This window comes from Actibacterium sp. D185-2 (assembly GCF_054954595.1).
Genome location: NZ_JBPWNX010000009.1, coordinates 16,460 through 36,075, shown reverse-complemented (window position 1 = coordinate 36,075; position 19,616 = coordinate 16,460). Strand labels below are relative to the sequence as shown.

Here is a 19,616-nt window from a genome sequence, read left to right as displayed (position 1 = left end):
CGAAAACACGAACTCAAGGCCTCTGGGGATGTCATTCCTCGGGGGCTTTTTGTTTGGGCTGTCTCTTTGTGCCTCCTTGTTTACTGCTCAATTATCCCGCCGGGGCGGGCCTCTTCATTCGCCGCGGCTTTGTTGCCACTGGCGGTGAATCTCTGCGAAATTCTCGACCAGCCAATCGTCGAACCCGTCGGCGGTCTTCTTCTGAAAGATCAGGGTGGTTTTGCCCGCCGCGCGGCTGATCTGCGCGAGGTTGGCGCCATTGTCGCCCTGAAGGTAGGATTTCGATTTGCCCTTGCTTTGGGCCTTGGTCGCCTGCGCCTGCCGGTCGGGCAGGGAGAGCGCGGCAAACACGCCCTCGAACCGTTTGTCCGAGGTGTCGCCATCGGTTAGAAGGTTCACCAGCCCGATTGCCGAGGTGGTGTCGGTTTCGGTGACTTCCAGCAGATCGGCCAGCGCCAGCCAGCGGTCGCGCCCGACGGAAGGCGCGGCGCCGATGACCTCGATCAGATCCATCGGGATCCGGTCGGTAACCGAAATCATACGTGATATCAACGTCTTATCGACATGAAGCGCGTCGCAGATCACCTTGCGGTCATATCCGGCATCGCGCATCTGACGGGCAAAGTTGGCCTTTTCGATGAATGTCAGATCCTTGCGGGCCGAATTTTCCTGCCCCTGGGCCATGACCAGTTCGCGGTCGTCCAGATTGCGGACCATCGCCTTGACCGGCTGGCCCAGATCGCGCAGCGCCAGAACCCGGCGGCGGCCATAGACCACCTGAAACCGATCGGCGTTGTCGGGATGCGGGCGCACCAGAACCGGTACCTGTTGGCCGTAATCGCGGATCGAGGCAACCAGTGCCGCGTGATCGGCCGGGTCGTCGTCAAGCCGGTCGGTCAGGCCGCCAGCGTCGATCAGGGCAGGGTCTATTTCATTGACTGATCGGCTTTTCAGAGCCGCAATCGACTGACTTACCGCACCGATCGCACCCTTGGTATAACGGGGCGGCGCGGCGGGTTCGGCCGGTTTGTCCACGCCCGTGTCCGGGGGCGGGGTCATCAAATCCTTCAAAAGGTTCTTACGTGCCATCAGCGCCCCCATGCCTGCTGTATCAGGGCCTCGATCTCGCCATTCACATTGTTCAGCGACTCCATCGCGCGCTCATAGGTCGCGCGGGTGAATTGACCCTTTTCCACCTCGTAAAGGGTCTGTTTGGTGATGCCGGCGTCGGAAATCGCGGTGCTTTTCAGAACCGGATGATTGAGGACATATTCCCCGAACATCGAGCGCATGAAGCTGACCATCTGATTTTGCGGCCCGTCGCCGGGCTCGTACCGGGTGACCACATAGCGCATCCAGTCATAGGACATGTTTCCGCCGGCCTCTGACACCACGCCCAGCAGGTCCGAGGTCATCAGCAGGAACTGGCACATCGACATGACATCCAGCATTTGCGGATGCACGGTGACCAGCACCGCCGTGGCGGCCGACAGGGCGGACATAGTGAGGAACCCGAGCTGCGGCGGGCAGTCGATCACCACCAGGTCGTAATTCTGCTCGACCGTGGAAAGGGCATCGCCGACGCGGGTGAAGAACAGCGTTCCGTCGCGTTGGGACAGGGCGCGGGGGGTTTCATGCTCGAATTCCATCAGGTCCAGGTTGCCGGGCACGATGTCGAGATTGGTGAAATAGGTCTTCTGGATGATGTCGGCCAGCGGCACGGGATCGTCGTAGCGGATCGCGTCATAAAGCGTGCCGCCATCAAGCAGGTCGAATTCGGGCTGAAACCCGTGCAGCGCCGACAGGCTGGCCTGCGGGTCGAGATCGACCGCCAGCACGCGGTAGCCGTCAAGCGCGGTTTTCTGGGCCAAATGCGCGGCGGTGGTGGTCTTGCCCGAGCCACCCTTGAAGTTGATCACCACGATCACCTGAAGGTGGTCGCCCTCGCGCCGGCCGGGCAGATAGGTGCCGGGCACCTTGGCACCCTGTTCCAGCAGCACGCGCAGCGCCTGAATGTCCTGCGGCGAATAGAACCGCCGGCCGCCGCCCCGGATCTCGGGCGAGGGGCCCTTGCCGTCGAGATGCAGCTTGCGCAGATAGGCATCCTTGACGCCCAGCAAATCCGCCGCTTCGCCCGAGGTGAAGGTGCGCAGCTCTTTGCGGGCATTGGGCGGGAACAGCTGTTCGCGATGCGCCTGAAGCCGCTCGGACAGTTTTCGCGCGTGCTCTCCGACCAGTTGATCGATACGTTCCTTGGTCTGGGCCATTCTGCCTGCTCTCTGCTCGGCTTCCGTTTGTTACGAAATATGCCGTTTTATTCACTCGTTTCCGTAATTGAATGAACGCAGCGGGGGATTCTGGCAAGAAAAATCTGCTGTATCTTGTGTTTACCCGCTGTCAGACCACCAGATCCAAGCAGATTCCTCATGTTCATCATGGTGGCGGGCGGTCCGGCTGGCAACGCAAAGCGGGGCAGGGGGGCCCGATTCGGGGTGGCGATCGGGCCGCCCCGCCTTTCGATAGGTCCAACTTGCGCCCGATTCTGGTGAAGTCCGGGCGCAAGAGGGCAGGGGGGGGCGGTGCCGTTCGGGCTGGAAGCCTGCGCCGAATCGAACTGAAATAGCAGCGAGGAGAGGATCAATGACCAATATCGAGGATTTCACGCTTTCCGAGGCCAAGCGGGCCGAGATTTGCACCGGCCTGACCGCGCCGCAGGAAAAGATCGTGCGCTTTTGGATGGATCTGCATGATGTGCTGAACCGGGGCGATTTCGACGCGATGGACGATTTTTTTCATCCTGAAATGACCTATGGCAACCCGAACCGGCCCGATCTTGGCTCTTACGAAAGCTGGAAAGTGTCGCCGATGAAGCTGTGGGATATCTTTCCGCCCTGCGTCTATCGGACGGTGGATGCCTGGGGCAAGGGCGACGAGCAGGTGACCGTGCTGTGCCATCACCACGGCAAGCACACCGGCGCGCGCTATTTCGGCAAGGAGCCGAGCGGGGCCGAGATCAACGTCTGGTGATATTCGACGATCACCATGAAAGAGGGCAAGATTTACCGCATCTTCTCGATCGCCGATGTTCTGGGGATGGTGATGGCGCTTGGCGTTGTCGATCCATTGCCGGCGAACCCCCACGACTGATCCGGCGAACGACCGGCGCGGGTGTGCTAGAGCGACATGCCACCCTCAAGCGGGATGACCGTGCCGGTCATATAGGCGGCGGCGGAGGAGGCCAGAAAGACGGCCAGCCCGGCCTTGGCCGCCGCATAGGCATAGGTTTCACGCGGCCCGATGCGGATGCCGCCGACAGAGCCGATATTGATCACGGTGGCGGGCCGTTCGGGGCGGGCCTGCGCGCGCAGCAGCGGCAGCGCCTTTTGGGTCAGGAAGAAGCAACATTTGAGGTTCAGATCGACGGTGCTGTCCCAGCTATCCTCGGGGTAGTCGTCCAGCGGCGCGTCGCAGATCGTGCCCGCGTTGTTGACCAGGATATCCAGATGCGCCTCATGCGCGGCCAGATCGGCGATCAGCGCGGTGATGCCGTCCAGCGAGGCCACGTCGCCGGGCAGGGCGACGATGTCGCCGCCGGTTTCGGCCCTGATCGCCGCCACCGCCGTGTCCAGCCGGTCGGCGGTGCGGGCGCAGGCATAGACCCGCGCGCCTGGATCAGGCATCGGTGATGTCCGTGATCAGCTTTACGGTGCCTTCGGGATCGCCGACCAGCAGCGCGTGGTCGCCGGGATGGGTATGCATCGTCCAGCCAAGCGCGCGGGCGCGGTCGTGCATCGGGCCCATCATCGAATGCGCGGCGGCAACGTAATCGACCGGGACGGTCAGGGTTTCGGCGCCCACCTCGACCGGGCATGTGGTGCAGCGCAGCGGCATGTCCGACAGGTGCTTGAGCAGCCAGTCCTGACGCTCGGCCGGCATCAGGAACGGATGCTCCTTGGCCATGCCGCGCTGCATTTCATGCACGCCCGAACCGACCGGCCCCTCGCCCGAGGCCAGCAGCGCGTCGAGCTGTTCGACCTCGGCGGGCGGCATCCCCATCAGCGCGTTGATCCGCTCGCCGCTGTTGAGCACCAGTGCGTCAAGATAGATCGCGCGGGCCACGCGGTTCGGCTGGGCCTTGACCACGCCGGGGGCGACGGTGCCCGAATAGCTGTGGGCGACGAGGACCACATCGTGCAGATCTTCGTATTCCAGCAGGTTGGCGATGTCGTGCACATGCACCGCATTGGTGGTGTCGCGGGACATCAGGTGTTCATGTTCGGCAAAGCCGGTATAGCTGGGGGTAAAGACCTCGTGCCCGGCGGCGCGCAGCAATTCGCGGACATATTTCCAGGTCCAGCCGCCCATGCCGCCACAGCGGGGTATCGGGGCCTGGCTCGATCAACTGGATTTCTGACCCGTGATCGGACACGAACGTGGCCCACCGCATCTTGTCTTCGCCGCCCTCGAAATCTTCGTAGCGCACGATGGGGTGCTCGGTCTGCCCCGGATCGAGCTGACCCAGAATCTTGGTCCAGTCCGCGATTGCACGGTCGAGATCGTGCACAAGAAGGCAGACATGTGCGAAAGGTCCGCTTGGCATTGGGGTCTCTCCGGTTTGGGTCAGCCGTATCGGCGCCAGATTGGACCTGTCACGGTTTGATGCCGCTCCTTTGATAGCATTTACTGCAACAAAGGAGACTGACTATGGGACTGAAACGGACGGACGAATTCCGTCAGGATGCAGTGCGTATCGCGCTGACCAGCGGACTGACGCGCAAGCAGGTTGCTGATGACTTGGGTGTCGAAAGACGATTTGAGGCTGGCCCAAGAGAATGACCGGCTTCGGCGCGGCGGGATACGCCGCGGTTCCGCAGGTTTTGAACTGTGTTCACTGCTCCGCGTGGCGGATCAGAAGGCGACGTTTTCACGCCCCTTGGTGCCCAGCATCCGGCGCGCCTCGTCCGGGGTGGCGATCTCTAGCGATAGCTCTTCCAGGATGTGACGGATCTTGGCGACCTGCTGGCCATTGGATTCGGCCAGCTTGCCCTTGGACAGGTAAAGGCTGTCTTCCAGCCCGACGCGTACATTGCCGCCCAGAATGGCGCCCATCGTCACCATCGGTGTCTGATGGCGGCCGGCGGCCAGGACGGACAGATAGTAATCTTCGCCGAACAGCCGGTCGGCGGTCGCTTTCATATGCATCAGGTTTTCCGGCTCGGGCTGCATCCCGCCCAGAATGCCGAAGATGCTTTGCACGAAGAAAGGCGGCTTGACGATGCCGCGATCGGCGAAATGCGCCAGATTATAAAGATGGCCCACATCGTAGCATTCATATTCGAACCGGGTGCCCAGATCGCCCAGCTCGCGCATGCCGTGCTCGATCTGGTCGAAGGTGTTGGTCAGGATGAAATCCTTGGTGCGTTCCAGATAGGGCCGTTCCCAGTCGTACTTGAACTGTTTCACCTTGCCGGCGGCGGCCGAAATGTTGAAGTTGATCGACCCCATATTCATCGAGGCCAGTTCCGGTTCGGCCCATTTCGCGGCGGCGAATCGTTCGTCCAGCGACATGCCAAGCCCGCCGCCGGTGGTGATGTTGACGATCGCGTCGCTGCGTTCGGCGATCGAGGGCAGGAAGCGTGCATAACCTTCGGGCGTGGCCAGCGGTTCGCCGGTTTCGGGGACGCGTGCGTGCAGATGCAGGATCGCGGCACCGGCCTCGGCCGCGCCCACCGCCTGATCGGCGATCTGTTCAGGCGTGATCGGCAGATAGGGGGACATGCTGGGCGTGTGGATCGAGCCAGTTATGGCGCAACTGATGATGACTTTGCTGTTACGTTTCATTTTTGGGCCTCCTCCAAGCCTGATGTCCGGTCGTATCGGGTGCCGGGGCCCGCCGAAAAGGACGGACCCCGGGCACAGAACCCTTGTCAGGCGGGAATTTCAATCGGCATCTGCGGATCCTGCGGTTCCGAGGGCGGGAATTCACCGGCATAGGCGGCCTTCTGGACCTCTTCGACGGACCGGCCGGCGCGGCGCGCGGCCAGCATCGCGGCGGGATCGACGGCAACGCCGATCGGGTTGGCGGCGAATTCCTTGGACTCGATCATGAAGGCGGCGGATTCGCTCCAATCCCCGAAATTGTCGGACTGCAGTTCGACGCTGTTGCCATCGGGATCGAGGTAATAGAACGAGGTGGTCATGCCATGATCGAGGGTCATGTGCGGCTTGATGCCAAGGGCGACCAGCCGCTCGAAGCTGTGCAGCAGATCGTCGAGGCTGTCATATTCGAAGGCCGAATGGTGCATGCCGGTATGGGTCGTCTTTTCGGGATCGTCCGACAGGCCCGGCGGGGCGATCAGCGCGACGCGGTGGTTCGCATCGTCATTGGACAGCCAGGCGCCGCCTTCGAACTGATAGAGCGGCCGGGTGCCGATTACGTTGCCATACCAGTCTATCATGGCCTGAAGACGGGTGGTTTTCAGGTTCACATGATGCATCTTCGGCTTGATGATGGGGGTGGTCATTTTCTCTCCTCCGCTTGGTCCTGCGCGGGTTGGCCCGGCGGGATGGTGTCAGTCTATTGGTCGGCAATCGGGTTGCTGAGGATGCCGATGCCGTCGATCTCGACCTCGCAGATATCGCCGGGCTTCATCCACAGCTTCGGGTCGCGCGCGATGCCGACGCCCGAGGGCGTGCCGGTCACGATCACGTCGCCGGGTTCCAGCGTCATCGCCTCGCTGAGGATGGCGATCAGCCGGGGCACGTCGAAGATAAGATCGTCGATCAGGGTGCTTTGCACGACTTCGCCATTCAGGCGGGTTTCCAGCTTGAGTCCCTTGCAGCCCGCGGGCAGTTCGTCGGGGGTGACCAGCCAGGGGCCGAAGGCGCCGGTATCGTCAAAGGTCTTGCCGATGGTCCACTGATGGGTCTTCAGCTGATAGTCGCGGATCGAGGCGTCGTTGAACGCCGAATAGGCGATGACGTGGTCCAGCGCGTCGGCCTCGGGGATGTCGCGGCCGCCTTTGCCGATGACGACGACAAGCTCGCCTTCGTAATCAAGCTGTTCCGACACGCGGGGCCGGATGATCGGGGCGTTATGGCCGATCAGGCTGGAATTGTAGCGCGCGAAGATCACCGGGTATTCGGGCAGGTCCAGCCCGCTTTCCATGGCGTGCGCCTTATAGTTCAGGCCGATGCAGATGATCTTGGGGGCCTGCACCAGCGGCGACAGGAATTCGACGCCATCCAGGCCGATATCGGGGGCCGAAGCCAGCGCCGTACCGGCCGCTTTCAGCGCGTCGGGGCCCTGGGCCACAAGCGCGTCCAGGCTGCCGGGATAGGTGGCGTCGCCCGCAAAAGCCGCGCGGCAGCCCCCATCCGCATCGCATAGCGCAATGCCCGATTTTCCGCCCTTACGGATAGAGGCAAACCGCACTGTGTCCCTCCCTCGGTCTTTCCATGCTTGGTTTCTCTGTCGGGGATGGCGCGGATGAAGTCAACAATAAAATATATTTTTGACAGCAAGAAGAATTTTTGCGAAGATCGAAGCAGTGAAATTTTCACAAGGGAAAACCATGTCGCAGTATGATGTTGCCTTGCTTGTCGGCAGCTTTCGCACCGGATCACTGAACCAAAGGCTGGCCGATGCGCTGGTCAGGCTGGCGCCTGAAACGCTGCGCTTTCAGCAGGTGCCGATGGCGGATTTACCGTTCTATAATGGTGATCTGGAACCCGGTCGCACCGACGCGATTACCCGGTTCACCAGCGCCATCGCAGCGGCGGATGCGGTGTTGATCGTGACCCCGGAATATAACCGCTCGATCCCTGCGGTGCTGAAAAACGCGATCGACTGGGCCTCCAAGCCGATGGAGGCGAATGTCTGGCGCGACATGCCGGTGACATCGACCGGCACTTCGCCCGGGGCGATCGGCACAGCGGTGGGGCAGCAGCATCTGCGCCAGGTGTTGGCGGTGCTGGGCGCCCATGTGATGCCGGGCGAGTCCTATATCAGCTTCAAAAGCCCGGACCTGATCAGCGAGGATGGCGATATCGGCGACGATTCGACCAAGGCGTTTCTGAAAGCCTATATCGACCGGTTCGCCGGCTATGTCGCGCGGTTGCAGGGCTGAGCCGCAATCTGATATCTAAATAATATATTGTTGGCCTCAGAATCTTTCGCTAGGGTCCGCGCCTAAATCATTCGGAGCAAGGTGCATATGCCGCGAAACACCCAGGCGGGTCACGTTTACCAGAATCTGCGCAGCGATATCCTTGCCTGCCGGCTGCCGCCTTCGGGCAAGATCAAGATCAACGATATCTGCACCAAATACGAGGTCAGTCTGGGCGCCGCGCGCGAAGCGCTGTCGCGGCTGGTGGCCGATGGAATCGTGCGAACCGAGCCGCAAAAGGGCTTTTCCGTCGCGCCGATTTCGCGCAAGGAACTGACCGATCTGACCGAGGCCCGGATCGAGATCGAGAATATGTGCCTGGCACAGGCGATCGAACATGGCGACGTGGAATGGGAAAGCCGGATCGTCGCCGCGTTTCACAAGCTGAGCCGGATTCCCGAAAACGTGGTGGGGGACACGATCCGGCTGAACGAGACATGGTCGGAGGCGCATCGCGACTTTCACGACGCGCTTGTGGCGGCCTGTCCGAACCTGTTGCTGCTGCATCTGCGCGAACAGCTTTATGCGCAAAGCGAACGCTATCGCCACTGGTCGGTGTCGCTGCACAAGGGACCGCGCGACCGCGACGTGGCCAGCGAGCATAAGCGGATCATGGAGGCCACGCTGGCGCGGGATGTGGATGCGGCCCGTCAGGCGATTGCCGATCACACCAACCGGACAACGGCGGATGTTCTGGCGCTGACCGAAACGCTGAACCGCGAAATCGCCTAGCCTGGGCGTCTATTTCTCTGCGACGGCCGGATAGGTATAGGGCCCGAGCCGCAGGATCAGGGCCGCCGCGATCAGGGTGGCGGCGGCGAAGCCCCCCAGTGCGGCGCCATAGGACTGGGTCGTGTCAAAGCTGACGCCCATGAGGGCGGCGCCCAGGGCGCTGGCCAGGGAGAAGGTGCCGATGACATAGCCGAACAGCTCTCCGAATTTGCGCAGCCCGAAATAGCGCGAGATAAGAAAGCCGATCAGATCAATCTCTGCCCCCAGGGCGGACCCCAGCAGCAACATACCGAGCAGCAGCGCGGCCTTTCCATCGGCCCCCCAAAGCAGCCCGATCCCGGCCAGCGCGATCACAAAGGCCCCGGCGGCGACACGGGGCGCGAAGACCCGGTCGAGCAGGAACCCGGCCCCGAGTCGGCCAAGCAGGCTGGCCAAGCCAAGCGCGGGCAGCATCGCAGCGGCCGCGCCGCGCGTCAGACCGTGGCTGGCAAGCACCGGAACCGCATGGGCCGCACTGCCGTTGATGGCCATGGCGGTCAGGAACACGCAGCCCAGAATCAGCCAGAAGCGGGAATCCCTGGCCGCCTGATGCATCGTCAGGCCGGGCAGGTCCGGCCGTTTCGTCGACGGGGCATGAGCCGGTGCGTTTTCCCGGACCAGCAGCAGGACGGCAGGCAGCGCGATGACCACGACAGCGGTGCCAAGTGCGAAATATCCGGCGCGCCAGCCCCAGTGCTCCAGGACCAGCGCGGTTATTGCGGGAACGAACATTCCGCCCAGGCCGATTCCGGCCATGGAAATTCCCAGCGCCAGCCCGCGCCGGGCATCGAACCAGCCGGCGACGGCCTTGACATAGGGCAGGGGCGAATGGGCAGCGCCGAAAATTCCCGCCACGGCGTAAAGCGCGATGAACGCCACCGGAAGGGCAGGCACGAAGCCGATCATTCCAAGCGACAACGCATAGAGCGGAATAGCCACGGTCAGCACACGGCGCACGCCGAAACGGTCCAGCAGCCTGCCGACCACGGGCGACCCGATCGCGGTGACCAGCACCACGGCGCTGTAGCCAAGAGAGATCAGCGCGCGCGACCAGCCGAATTCGTCCGAGATCGGCTCGATGAACAAGCTGAAGGTAAAGGACTGGGTCACGCCGATGCTTGTGGTCAGCGCGAGGGCAGATCCGAGGACCACCAGCCACGGATTCATATTCGCCTTACGGTGCATTTCAGTCCCCCCATTTGCCGCGCGCATGCCGGCCTTGCTGGCCGGTCTTGTCGCCTCTGCCCTCAGCATCATCGATTTTATGACAGGGTCAATCTAAAACATCGGTTATTTTAAAGAGCGCCAAAAATATGCAATTTAATGTTGCGCCCGCTATGCCCGACACCGCAGAAGGGAAGGTGGGGTATATGGCGGCAAAAGCGCCAGGCGCAAAACGGGGGGCGTTCAATGACAATCGGGGCGATCGATATTCACAGCCATGTGGTTCCGGCGAAATTCCCGCGCTATCTGGGCCATGCGGCGACACCGCACTGGCCCGCCTGGCAAGAGCCCTGCGGCTGCCGCAAGCGGACCATGCTGATTGACGGACGGGTGTTTCGCGCGATGGGGTCGCAGGCGTGGGACGTGGCCGACAGGCTGGAAATCATGGATGAAATCGGCTTGCAGCAGCAGGTGATTTCGCCGCTGCCGGAACTTTTTTCCTATTGGCTGACGGCGCAGGACGGGGATGTGCTGTGCCGCCATGTCAACGATGCGATCGGGACGATGATCGCCAATGCGCCGGACCGGTTGATCGGGTTGGGCGGACTGCCGATGCAGGCGCCCGACCTTGCGGTGCGCGAGTTGGAGCGGCTGATGGCCACCGGCCTGTTCCGGGGTGTCGAGCTGGGGACCAATGTGGATGGCGCGCCGCTGGGCGCGCCGCAATTCGCGCCGGTCTTCGCCGCGGCCGAGGCACTGGGGGCGGTGCTGTTCATTCACCCCGAACGCCCCGTCGGGCGCGAGCGTCTGGTGGGACCGGGGATTCTGGCCAATCTGGTTGCGCACCCGTGCGATACGTCCTTCGCGCTGGCCTCGTTGATCACTGCGGGGGTGCTGGACCGGCATCCGGGGCTGAAGATCGCGGTGGCGCATGGCGGCGGGGCGTTTCCCTATGTGCTGCCCCGGCTGGAATATGGCTGGCGCACGATACCGGGCCTGTCGGATCTGGCGGGCCGGCCGCCGGCGGAACAGGTCGCGGGGCTGTATTGGGACAATGTGGTTTACGACACCGGCATTGTCGATTTCCTGATCGCGCGGTTCGGGCCCGACCGGCTGTGCCTGGGCACCGATCTGCCGGCGCCGCAGCATGACGGTGCGCCGTTCAACACCATCGCCCATCTGCCGCAGGACATGATCGCCAAGATCCGTCACGATAACGCGGCGCGGCTGTTCGGGGTGTGAGGGGTCGGCGCGCCGCAGGTCAAATGCCGCGCGCGATGATTTCCTTCATGATTTCGGAGCTGCCGCCATAGATCCGCATGATCCGCGCATCGCGCCAGGCGCGGCCGATCACGTATTCCTCCATATAACCATAGCCGCCGTAGAGCTGCAGCATATCGTCCAGCGCGCGGTTCTGAATCTCCGAGGCCAGCAACTTGGCCATCGCGGCGCGTTCGGGGGTCAGTTCGCCCCTGAGCAACAGGCCCAGACAATGATCGACGAAGACGCGCAGCATTTCCGACTGGGCCTTGATGCTGGCCAGCGAGAAACGGGTGTTCTGAAGCTCGAACAGCGGTTTGCCGAAGACCTTTCTTTCCTTGGCATATTCAGCCGTGTTTTCCAGCATCGCCTCGATCGACGCGGCGGCGCGCAGGGCAATGACAAGCCGTTCCTGCGGCAGGTTGTGCATCAGATAGCCGAAGCCTTCGTTCTCTTCACCCAGCAGGTTGGTGGCGGGCACGCGCACATTGTCGAAGAACAGTTCGGCCGTGTCCTGGGCCAGAAGGCCGATCTTTTTCAGGTTCCGGCCCTTGTTGAACCCTTCCATCCCGCCCTCGACGACGATCAGGCTGATGCCCTTGCGGCCCAGATCGGGGGCGGTCTTGACCGCCAGGATGATGAGATCGGTGTGGTGACCGTTGGTGATGAAGGTCTTTTGACCGTTGATGACATAGTGGTCGCCGTCGCGCACGGCGGTGGTGCGGATCGCCTTTACGTCGCTGCCGGTATTGGGTTCGGTCATGCCCAGGGCGCCAATCATTTCACCGCGCGCCATCGGCGGCAGCCAGCGCTGCTTTTGCTCTTCGGTGCCGTATTGCAGGAAGTAATGCGCGACAATGTCGGAATGCATCGAAAAGCCGGGGCCACTTGCGTTCACGCGGGCCAGTTCCTCGATCACGACGGCGCTGAAGCTGAAATCGCCGCCCGCGCCGCCGTATTCGTCGGGGATGCTGGTCAGCAGCAGGCCCATCTCGCCCGCCTTGCGCCACAGGTCGCGCGGGACGAAGCCATCCTTTTCCCATTCCTCGTGAAAGGGGACAATCTCTGCCGCGATGAATTTTCTGACCGAGTCGCGAAATAGCTCATGGTCCGGCGTGAAGACTGTTCTCACTCACTCTCTCCATCATCTGTATATGCGTGTGCTGCGGGTTGGCCGGGCGGTGGCCATCAGGCCGAGGTGCCCGCCTCGGCCCGCAGCTTTTCCGTGACATGCCGGGTCAGCTCGTCCTTCTTGATCTTGCCGCCGGTCGATTTCGGCAGTTCGGCCATCAGTTCCAGCCGTTCGGGCAATTGCCAGACCGCCAGATTGTGCTGCTTGAGAAAGCCGATCATGTCGTCAAAGGACAGTGCGCCGCCGGACCGAAGAACCGCGAAGGCGCAGGCGCGTTCGCCCAGTTCGGGATCGGGCATGGCGGCCACGGCGACCTCCAGGATCGCGGGATGTTTGACCATCAGCTCTTCGACCGTGCGGGGCGAGATGTTGCGCCCGCCGCGCAGGATCATGTCGCGCACGCGGCCGACGATGCGCAGATACCCATCGGGGTCGAACTGGCCCAGATCGCCGCTTTTATAGAAATTGTCCTGGGTAAAGGCGGCCTCGGTCGCGGCTTCGTCGCCAAGATAGCCCCAGGATTTGTCGGGCCCGCGCCAGTAAACCTCGCCCACCTCGCCCAGAGGCACCGGGACGCCGGCGGAATCGCGCAGATCGCATTCCTGGCCCGGCATGACCTTGCCGACGGTGCCAAGACGCTTGTCGTCGGGATCGGTCAGCCTGGTCATCGTGGGCGTGCCGCCATCGGTCGCACCATAGATCGTCTGCACACGGCAGCCCATCAACGCCTCGATCTTTGCGGCGGTGTCATAGGCCAGCGGCGCGCCGGCATTGGTGAAGGCGCGGAAGCTGGAAAAGTCGTCCGAGCTGCGCTTTTCCAGGCCCGGAAGCATCCGGGTCAACTGGGTCGGGATGCCGACGGCATAGGTGCAGTTTTCCCGCAAGATCAGGTCGATGGCCTCTTCCGGGTCGCCCCATTTTTGCAAGATGACGGCGGTGGCCCCGTGCAGGATCGGCATCAGCATCGGATAGATATACCCGGTGGCGCCGGTGCCGCCGGGGGCCAGCGCGGCGGCGATATCGCTTTCCTGAAATTCGACCGCATCGCTGAAGGCGTTGAACATGTTCAGCAGGTTGTTGCTGCTGTAGCGGCTGATTTTGGACAGCGATGTTGTCCCACCCGACAGCATGATCGCGCCGGGTGCGTCCGGGTCGGGCATCCGCGCGTCCAACGCCTGCGGATCGATGGGCGAGGGGCGGCACAGATCGGCGAAAGCGGCAAATCCGTCGGAGGCACCGTCCAGCCGGAACACATGAGCCAGATGCGGCAGGTCGGGCCGCAATTCATCTATCATCGCGGCATAGTCGAAATCGCGATAGATGCCGGGGGTGATCAGAACCCGCGCCTGCGCCTGATTTAGCAGATGCCGCACCTCGGTATGACGCCAGGAATCGTGCAGCGGCATGTAAAGACAGCCGATCCGCTGCGCCGCCATGTGCAGGATCATGAACTCGGCGCAGTTGCGCGATTGCAGCGCAACCACCTGGCCCGGTTCCATCCCCAGTTCGATCAGGTTGCCGGCGATATTGTCCACCGTCTGGCGCATCGCGCCATAGGTCAAACGACGCTCGCCCTCGATGATCGCGATTTTTTCAGGCAGGCGGTCGGCGGCGGCCATGAACTTTTCAACAAGGTTCACATCCTGCCAGTATCCGTTTTCACGATATTCGCGGATCTTTTCGGGCGATGTCAGGGGAAGGGTCTGTCGCACTTCGGCAACCTTTCTAAGTTAGCGCCATTTGGAGAAATCGGGCGCGCGTTTTTCCAGAAAGGCAGAGGCGCCTTCCTGCTGCTCGCCGGTTTCGAAGAAACCCGGCGCGTGTTTATCGACCATGTCCGAGACATTCGCGCCCATGTAGCTTTCCATGTGATTGCGGAACGAGGCCTTCACCACCCGCAGCACGGTCGGGCTGAGCGACAGCAACTCGTCGCACCACTTGGCCACTTCAGCGTCCAGATCGGCGGCGGGAACGACGGCGTTGATCAGCCCCCAGTCCAATGCCTGCTGTGCGCTGTAGCGGCGGCACAGCATCCACATTTCGCGCGCGCGCTTGTGCCCCAGCACGCTGGCCAGATGCGACACGACATAGCCGCCCGCCGGGGAGCCCACGCGCGGGCCGTTCTGGCCGAAGATCGAATGATCGGCCGCGATGGTGAAGTCGCAGAAATAGGCCAGGTGGTTGCCCGCGCCGATCGCATAGCCGCTGACCCGGGCGATGATCGGTTTGGGATGATCGACGAGTATGCGGCCAAGATGCCAGTCGTACCCTTCCAACCCGCCGCCCGATTCCCAGTGAATGTCGCCGCCGGCCGAAAACGCCCGGTCACCCGCGCCGGTCAGCACCACCACGCCGACCGTGCGATCGGTGGCGGTATGTTCCAGTGCCAGGCGCAGTTCGTCCATCGTGTGGCCGGTCATGGCGTTCAGGCGGTCGGGGCGATTGATCGTGATCCGGGCAACGGGCCCGGTTTGCTCAAATATCAGATCGCTGAATGATGGTGCGTCGCGCATGGCCAACAGTCCTTCCGTTTCAGATATGTTCGGTGCCAGTCCCGAAGGAATGACCTGTCACCGGCCTTTGGCAAACAGATGCGAACCGTGCCGCTGCATCTGCGGTTTTCAGACCTTGCGAATGCGCTGAGATGATCAACGGACGCCTCCTTCTTTGTTATTTGTATTTTTGACTTTTATAAATATATAAGTAAAGAGGGAATACAACAGTGTCAATTCGATCTGACCGCATCGGGCTGTCGTGAGTGCCGCGCTTTTGTGCCGCGATTTGCGTGATTTTCCACTGATTGGGGCGTAAATACACGATGGCGGGCGCACCACGTTGAGGTCGCTATTCCGTTTGTATACAGTGCGTCTGTGAAGTTGATTTTCGAGGAAACGCAAAATGAAAAGTGATCGGGCAGGTTCGCAATCTGAAAGTATCCGGCGTGCGATCGAGAGAGATATTTTCAATGGAAAGCTGCGCCCCGGATCACCGCTGGACGAAGATCAGATCGCCAAGAAATTCGGCGTCTCACGCACCCCCGTGCGCGAGGCGATCCTGCAACTGGCGCATTCGGGCATCGTGGAAAAACTGCCCCGCAAGGGCAGCATCGTGGCGCGGATCGATATTCACAAGCTGATCCTGCTGTTCGAGCTGATGTCCGAACTGGAAGCTATCTGCGCCCGCCTGGCGACACGGCGGATGACGGCGGCGGAACGCCAGAAGCTGGCCGAGCTCCACCGCAAAAGCGAAGAAGCCTACCGCGCCGGGGACCAGGACGCCTATTATGATTTCAGCCACCGGTTCCACATGCAGATCATCCAGGGCACCCATAACGAAGAGATCATCAACACGCTGAACCGGGTCGGCATTCAGCTGGTGCCCTATCGCCGGTTCCAGTTGCGCTATCCCGGCCGGTCAGAGGCGAACCTGCAGGGCCACAAGGCGGTTCTGGACGCGATTCTGACTTGCGACGCCGATACCGCGTCCGAGGTGTTCAAGCAGCACACCACCGTGCAGGGCGATGCGCTGGCTGAATATGTGTCGATGGGCGCTGCCGATCCCCTGTCCGACGCGGAGGTGAACAGCGGCGCGGCGGCTACCGGCGGGGGGGCGTAAGCGGCCCGGTCAGCCGGCGGGCACGGCGACGACAGCCTGACCGGTGATCACCAGGTCGCGCGCATCGGCCTTCAGGAAGAAATCGCAGGCCACATGCAGCATGTCGCCCGCGGACGTGACCCCGGTGATGCTGCCCGACGCCACGACCGCGTCACCCTCATAGACATTATCGACAAAGCGGTTGGCCATGGTCAGGATCGTGCCGGTCGGAAAAGCGGCCTGAAGCATGTCGATGACATAGGCCAGATTGATCGGGCCCTGATTGATCACCTTGTCGCCCAGCCCCTTTGCCTTTACCGCGTCGCGGTCAAGGTGGATCGGGTTCGGGTCGCGCAGGATCGGCGCCCAGGTCTTCATCACCTCGGGGCTGACGCAATCGATCCGCCGGGGCGGCAGGATGGTTCCGGTTTCAATCTGCATCGGCGTGGCCTCGCGGGAAAATCCAGGAATTGGTGGTCGAACAGGCCCGCTCCCCGCCGGGCAGGTCCAGATGCAGCGTGTAGGTCATGATGTCCATCACCCCCAGCTTGCGGCTTTCCTTGCGGATGATGCCGTCGATCTGGCCGCGGACCTGATAGGTCTGCCCGGTTATCAGGGGCTTGTGGAAGGTCGGGTTGCAGCCGCCCATCATCGGGCCGTCATCAATGGCGAAATCGCAGACCGTGCACAGCCCGGCCACGGTTTCGCCCATACCGACCTGACTGGCGATGTAGAAATAGATCGGGTGGGCCTGTCCGGCCGGGTGGGGGGCGACGCCAAGTGATTCGCACAGCGCGCGGTTTTCTTCGGCGGCGATCGTGAATGTCGTGCCGTCCAGCGAATGGCCGACGACATCGGGAAGATCGGGTATCGTCATCTTGCTCCCTCTTGCAAAGCTTGGCCCATGGTCGCGCGGACGGGTCGGGGCCGCACCTGCCCGCCGATAGGGCGTCACGCGCCGCCGGAAGAACCGGTCGCGCCGCGTTGCAGGAATTCCATCGTTGCGGCACAGAACACGGTCAGGTCCTGGGTCTTCATCAGGTGACCGCCGCCTTGAATGTCGAACACCCGGGCGTCTGGCTGGCAGGTGCGGAAATGATCGACGCAGTCCTGGGTCACCAGATCGCTTTCGGTGCCGCGCACCAGCAGACAGGGCACCCGAAGCTGTGCCGCCGCACGCGACAGGCGCTCCTCGACGCCGGGGGGGGGCCAGATGTTCGTCATTGGCGGCATTCGGATCCCAGCGCCAATAGATCCGCCCGTCCGGGCCGATGCGGACCGAATGGCGCAGCTTGAAGAAATTGCGGCCGATCTTGCGCTCGGCATATTTATCCAGCGTCGCGGCGGCGTGTTCGATACTGTCGAAGCCGTTGAGGCTGATTTTCAGGAATTCCTCGACCTGGTGCAGCCCATCCGGGTTCAGCCGTGGGGTCAGATCGACCAGCACCAGATCGCGCACAAAATCGGGGCCCAGATCGGCGGCGGTCTGCAACGCGACGCGCCCGCCCAGCGACGCGCCGACCAGGCTGGGCGGGCTTGGCATTGAGCGCACGATGGCGCTGAGGTCGCGTACATGGGCGTCGAGCGAATAGTCGCCGTCGCGGGCCCAGCCGCTTTCGCCATGGCCGCGCAGATCATAGGACATGACCGAAAACCCCGCGTCGGCCATATTGGCCAGCGCCCGGCGCCAGGACCGGCGGCTTTGCCCGCCACCATGTACGAACAGCAGCCGGTGATTCCACGGCGAGCCGGCGATATCCACCGCCAGCCGAATCTTACCGGGAACGGTCAGATGCCCCGGCACGATGGGTGTGCGGGGAAAATCGGGTGGCCTAGCGGCAGCCAAGCATACCTCCATCCACCGACAGGTTGGTGCCGGTGACATAGGCCCCGGCCCTGGAGGTCAGAAAGATGCAGGTGCCGACAATGTCCGAGGCCGCGCCGAGCCGCCCCAACGGCACCCGGCCAACCAGCGCGGCCAGCGCGTCCTCTTCGGCGCGGATATGCGAGGTCATTCTGGTCGGGAAATACCCGGGTAGAACGGCGTTGACGGTTATGTTCTCCTCGGCCAGGTCTGCGGCCAGAACTTTCGACAGATGATGGATCGCGGCCTTGCTGGCGGCATAGGAATAGGCCGACAGCCGCTCGACCCCTTCGCCGGCCAGCGAACCGATATTGATGATGCGCGCGGGGTCGCCATCCGCACCGGCGGCTTTCAGGTTGGGCAGCAGATCGCGCGCCAGGGTAAAGGGCGACTGCACGTTCACCGCCATGACCGAGGGCCAGGCCTTGTCCGGAAACTCGGCCAGCGGGGCGCCCCAGCTTTTGCCGGCATTGTTGATCAGGATATGCACCGCCGGTTCGCGCGCGGCGATGTCGCGGGCCAGCGCGGTGGTGCCTTCGGGGGTGGAGATATCGGCGACGACCCCGTAGCAGGTGCCAAGCGCCGACATTTCCTGTTCGGCGGCGGCGCAATCATCCGCCTTGCGCGAGGTGAAATAGACCCGCGCTCCGGCGGCAACCAGCCCTTCGGCGATCATCCGGCCCAGGCTGCTGGCGCCGCCGGTGACCAGCGCCACCTTGCCGGAGATGCCGAACAGGTTCGATATGTCGAAATCCGCCGCCATCAGATCGTCACCACGATCTTGCCGAAATGGCCGCCCTGAAGATCGGCGAAGGCCGCAGCCACATCACCGATCGCGTAGGTCTGTTCGATCACCGGCGCGATCTGCTTTTCCCCGACAAAGGCCAGCATCGCGGCGAAATCGTCCAGATTGCCCATGGCGGTGCCGTGGATCGTGGCGTGGCGCAGAAAGAATTCGGGCGCGTTGACCTCGAATTTAGGGCCGCCGGTCGAGCCGTAGATCACCACCCGTGCGCCCATGTTCAGCGCCCGCGCATAGCCGGGGAACGCGCCTTTGCCCAGATCAAGGATCAGCTGGGCACCCCCGATGTGCTGTCCTATAATCCGCAGCCGCCGCTGATCGACGATCTGATCAAGTGGTCGCCCACGGACATGCCCGATGACGAGATGCGCGCGCAGATGGATATCTGCTGTTTCTCGGGCGTGGCCTGTATGCAGCAGGTCGTGCATGACATGACCGCGCGCGGTTCGGGCGCGTTGTTCATGACCGTGACCACCTCGGCGATTGAACCGATCGCGACGCTGACCCCCACCTCGATGGGGTTCGCGGCAGCCCGCAACTATATGTTCAGCCTGAACGAATGGATCAAGGAACATGGCGTGCGCGCGCATTGCATGACGCTTGGCCTGTTGGTTGAAAAGGGCGATCCGCATGGTGACCCGGACGTGCTGGGGGCGAAATATCTGGCCCAGTATCAGACCGGCGAAAGCTGGGAGGTTCAGGTGCGCACAGATGTCGATCCGCATCAGCATCACATCGACGACATGGAGCGGTTCGACCGCGAAATCCCCACCAATTGACGCGGCAGACATAAAAAGACCGGGGCCTTGGAGAAGGGCCCCGGTCAGGTTTTGCCCCACAGCTGCGCTGCAGGACAAAGGG

Annotated in this window: 22 protein-coding genes and 2 pseudogenes; 7 read left to right on the top strand and 17 right to left on the bottom strand. The window is 62.6% G+C overall.

Annotation, left to right across the window (positions count from 1 at the left end; genetic code table 11):
* Positions 1–114 precede the first annotated feature (114 nt).
* Together repB and repA are read right to left on the bottom strand one after the other, a co-directional pair.
* Complete coding sequence (gene repB, locus ACSR1C_RS14320) at positions 115–1,089, bottom strand: plasmid partitioning protein RepB (protein ID WP_460260053.1); 975 nt, start codon at positions 1,087–1,089, stop codon at positions 115–117.
* Positions 1,089–2,267 (bottom strand): plasmid partitioning protein RepA, encoded by a 1,179-nt coding sequence (gene repA, locus ACSR1C_RS14315; RefSeq protein WP_460260052.1) that lies wholly within the window; start codon positions 2,265–2,267, stop codon positions 1,089–1,091. Before repA ends, repB begins: the two co-directional genes overlap by 1 nt.
* A gap of 373 nt (positions 2,268–2,640) precedes the next feature.
* Here repA and ACSR1C_RS14310 point away from each other — a divergent pair, with 373 nt between their 5' ends.
* The gene (locus ACSR1C_RS14310) at positions 2,641–3,027 is read left to right on the top strand and encodes a hypothetical protein (RefSeq protein WP_460260051.1); all 387 of its coding nucleotides are present in this window, start codon (positions 2,641–2,643) and stop codon (positions 3,025–3,027) included.
* Positions 3,028–3,173: 146 nt separating this feature from the next.
* Here the strand turns inward: ACSR1C_RS14310 and ACSR1C_RS14305 are convergent, their stop codons facing one another.
* Together ACSR1C_RS14305 and ACSR1C_RS14300 are read right to left on the bottom strand one after the other, a co-directional pair.
* Positions 3,174–3,680, bottom strand: a complete 507-nt coding sequence (locus tag ACSR1C_RS14305) for an SDR family NAD(P)-dependent oxidoreductase (protein ID WP_460260050.1) — start codon at positions 3,678–3,680, stop codon at positions 3,174–3,176.
* On the bottom strand, positions 3,673–4,365 hold the full coding sequence (locus ACSR1C_RS14300; protein WP_460260049.1) for an alpha/beta fold hydrolase: 693 nt from the start codon (positions 4,363–4,365) through the stop codon (positions 3,673–3,675). Before ACSR1C_RS14300 ends, ACSR1C_RS14305 begins: the two co-directional genes overlap by 8 nt.
* A gap of 339 nt (positions 4,366–4,704) precedes the next feature.
* On the opposite strand from ACSR1C_RS14300, the pseudogene ACSR1C_RS14295 reads away from it, so the two are divergent.
* Positions 4,705–4,849, top strand: a pseudogene (locus ACSR1C_RS14295) (IS3 family transposase); the annotation flags it as partial.
* Positions 4,850–4,908: 59 nt separating this feature from the next.
* Here ACSR1C_RS14295 and kce read toward each other — a convergent pair.
* From kce to ACSR1C_RS14280, 3 genes are all read right to left on the bottom strand, one after another.
* A complete protein-coding gene (kce, locus tag ACSR1C_RS14290) occupies positions 4,909–5,841 on the bottom strand; it encodes a 3,5-dioxohexanoate:acetyl-CoA acetone transferase (protein WP_460260048.1) in 933 nt (310 codons plus the stop codon).
* An 86-nt stretch (positions 5,842–5,927) separates the two neighbouring features.
* Positions 5,928–6,524, bottom strand: a complete 597-nt coding sequence (locus tag ACSR1C_RS14285; protein WP_460260047.1) for a VOC family protein — start codon at positions 6,522–6,524, stop codon at positions 5,928–5,930.
* A 53-nt stretch (positions 6,525–6,577) separates the two neighbouring features.
* Positions 6,578–7,435, bottom strand: a complete 858-nt coding sequence (locus ACSR1C_RS14280) for a fumarylacetoacetate hydrolase family protein (protein ID WP_460260046.1) — start codon at positions 7,433–7,435, stop codon at positions 6,578–6,580.
* Positions 7,436–7,574: 139 nt separating this feature from the next.
* Here ACSR1C_RS14280 and ACSR1C_RS14275 point away from each other — a divergent pair, with 139 nt between their 5' ends.
* Together ACSR1C_RS14275 and ACSR1C_RS14270 are read left to right on the top strand one after the other, a co-directional pair.
* A complete protein-coding gene (locus ACSR1C_RS14275) occupies positions 7,575–8,129 on the top strand; it encodes an NADPH-dependent FMN reductase (RefSeq protein WP_460260045.1) in 555 nt (184 codons plus the stop codon).
* Between the two features lie 87 nt (positions 8,130–8,216).
* Entirely contained in the window at positions 8,217–8,900 is a 684-nt protein-coding gene (locus ACSR1C_RS14270; RefSeq protein WP_460260044.1) for a GntR family transcriptional regulator, read from the top strand.
* A 9-nt stretch (positions 8,901–8,909) separates the two neighbouring features.
* Here ACSR1C_RS14270 and ACSR1C_RS14265 read toward each other — a convergent pair whose 3' ends face one another.
* A complete protein-coding gene (locus ACSR1C_RS14265; protein ID WP_460260043.1) occupies positions 8,910–10,124 on the bottom strand; it encodes an MFS transporter in 1,215 nt (404 codons plus the stop codon).
* Positions 10,125–10,349: 225 nt separating this feature from the next.
* Between ACSR1C_RS14265 and ACSR1C_RS14260 the strand changes: the two genes are divergently transcribed.
* Complete coding sequence (locus tag ACSR1C_RS14260) at positions 10,350–11,345, top strand: amidohydrolase family protein (protein WP_460260042.1); 996 nt, start codon at positions 10,350–10,352, stop codon at positions 11,343–11,345.
* A 19-nt stretch (positions 11,346–11,364) separates the two neighbouring features.
* Here the strand turns inward: ACSR1C_RS14260 and ACSR1C_RS14255 are convergent, their stop codons facing one another.
* From ACSR1C_RS14255 to ACSR1C_RS14245, 3 genes are read right to left on the bottom strand one after another with little or no spacing between them, the layout of a single operon-like run.
* Entirely contained in the window at positions 11,365–12,495 is a 1,131-nt protein-coding gene (locus ACSR1C_RS14255; RefSeq protein WP_460260041.1) for an acyl-CoA dehydrogenase family protein, read from the bottom strand.
* A gap of 56 nt (positions 12,496–12,551) precedes the next feature.
* Positions 12,552–14,207: an AMP-binding protein gene (locus tag ACSR1C_RS14250; protein ID WP_460260040.1), complete on the bottom strand. Its 1,656-nt coding sequence runs from the start codon at positions 14,205–14,207 to the stop codon at positions 12,552–12,554.
* Positions 14,208–14,225: 18 nt separating this feature from the next.
* A complete protein-coding gene (locus ACSR1C_RS14245; RefSeq protein ID WP_460260039.1) occupies positions 14,226–15,008 on the bottom strand; it encodes an enoyl-CoA hydratase-related protein in 783 nt (260 codons plus the stop codon).
* Positions 15,009–15,393: 385 nt separating this feature from the next.
* On the opposite strand from ACSR1C_RS14245, the gene ACSR1C_RS14240 reads away from it, so the two are divergent.
* Positions 15,394–16,110, top strand: coding sequence for a GntR family transcriptional regulator (locus ACSR1C_RS14240; protein ID WP_460260038.1), 717 nt, complete (start codon positions 15,394–15,396; stop codon positions 16,108–16,110).
* A gap of 9 nt (positions 16,111–16,119) precedes the next feature.
* On the opposite strand, the gene ACSR1C_RS14235 is transcribed toward ACSR1C_RS14240, so the two are convergent.
* The 6 genes and pseudogenes from ACSR1C_RS14235 to ACSR1C_RS14210 all read right to left on the bottom strand — a co-directional run bounded on the left by ACSR1C_RS14235 (position 16,120) and on the right by ACSR1C_RS14210 (position 19,027).
* Positions 16,120–16,530 carry a MaoC family dehydratase gene (locus tag ACSR1C_RS14235; protein WP_460260037.1) on the bottom strand — a complete coding sequence of 137 codons (411 nt, stop codon included), beginning with the start codon at positions 16,528–16,530 and terminating at the stop codon, positions 16,120–16,122.
* The gene (locus tag ACSR1C_RS14230) at positions 16,520–16,966 is read right to left on the bottom strand and encodes a hypothetical protein (protein WP_460260130.1); all 447 of its coding nucleotides are present in this window, start codon (positions 16,964–16,966) and stop codon (positions 16,520–16,522) included. Before ACSR1C_RS14230 ends, ACSR1C_RS14235 begins: the two co-directional genes overlap by 11 nt.
* A gap of 74 nt (positions 16,967–17,040) precedes the next feature.
* Entirely contained in the window at positions 17,041–17,313 is a 273-nt protein-coding gene (locus ACSR1C_RS14225) for an alpha/beta fold hydrolase (RefSeq protein WP_460260129.1), read from the bottom strand.
* Positions 17,314–17,353: 40 nt separating this feature from the next.
* Positions 17,354–17,947 (bottom strand): annotated as a pseudogene (locus ACSR1C_RS14220) (alpha/beta fold hydrolase); the annotation flags it as partial.
* On the bottom strand, positions 17,922–18,716 hold the full coding sequence (locus ACSR1C_RS14215; protein WP_460260036.1) for an SDR family oxidoreductase: 795 nt from the start codon (positions 18,714–18,716) through the stop codon (positions 17,922–17,924). The pseudogene ACSR1C_RS14220 and the gene ACSR1C_RS14215, both read right to left, overlap by 26 nt.
* Positions 18,716–19,027, bottom strand: a complete 312-nt coding sequence (locus ACSR1C_RS14210; protein ID WP_460260126.1) for a zinc-binding dehydrogenase — start codon at positions 19,025–19,027, stop codon at positions 18,716–18,718. Before ACSR1C_RS14210 ends, ACSR1C_RS14215 begins: the two co-directional genes overlap by 1 nt.
* Before the next feature lie 15 nt (positions 19,028–19,042).
* On the opposite strand from ACSR1C_RS14210, the gene ACSR1C_RS14205 reads away from it, so the two are divergent.
* Positions 19,043–19,534, top strand: coding sequence for an SDR family oxidoreductase (locus ACSR1C_RS14205; RefSeq protein ID WP_460260128.1), 492 nt, complete (start codon positions 19,043–19,045; stop codon positions 19,532–19,534).
* Positions 19,535–19,616 lie beyond the last annotated feature (82 nt).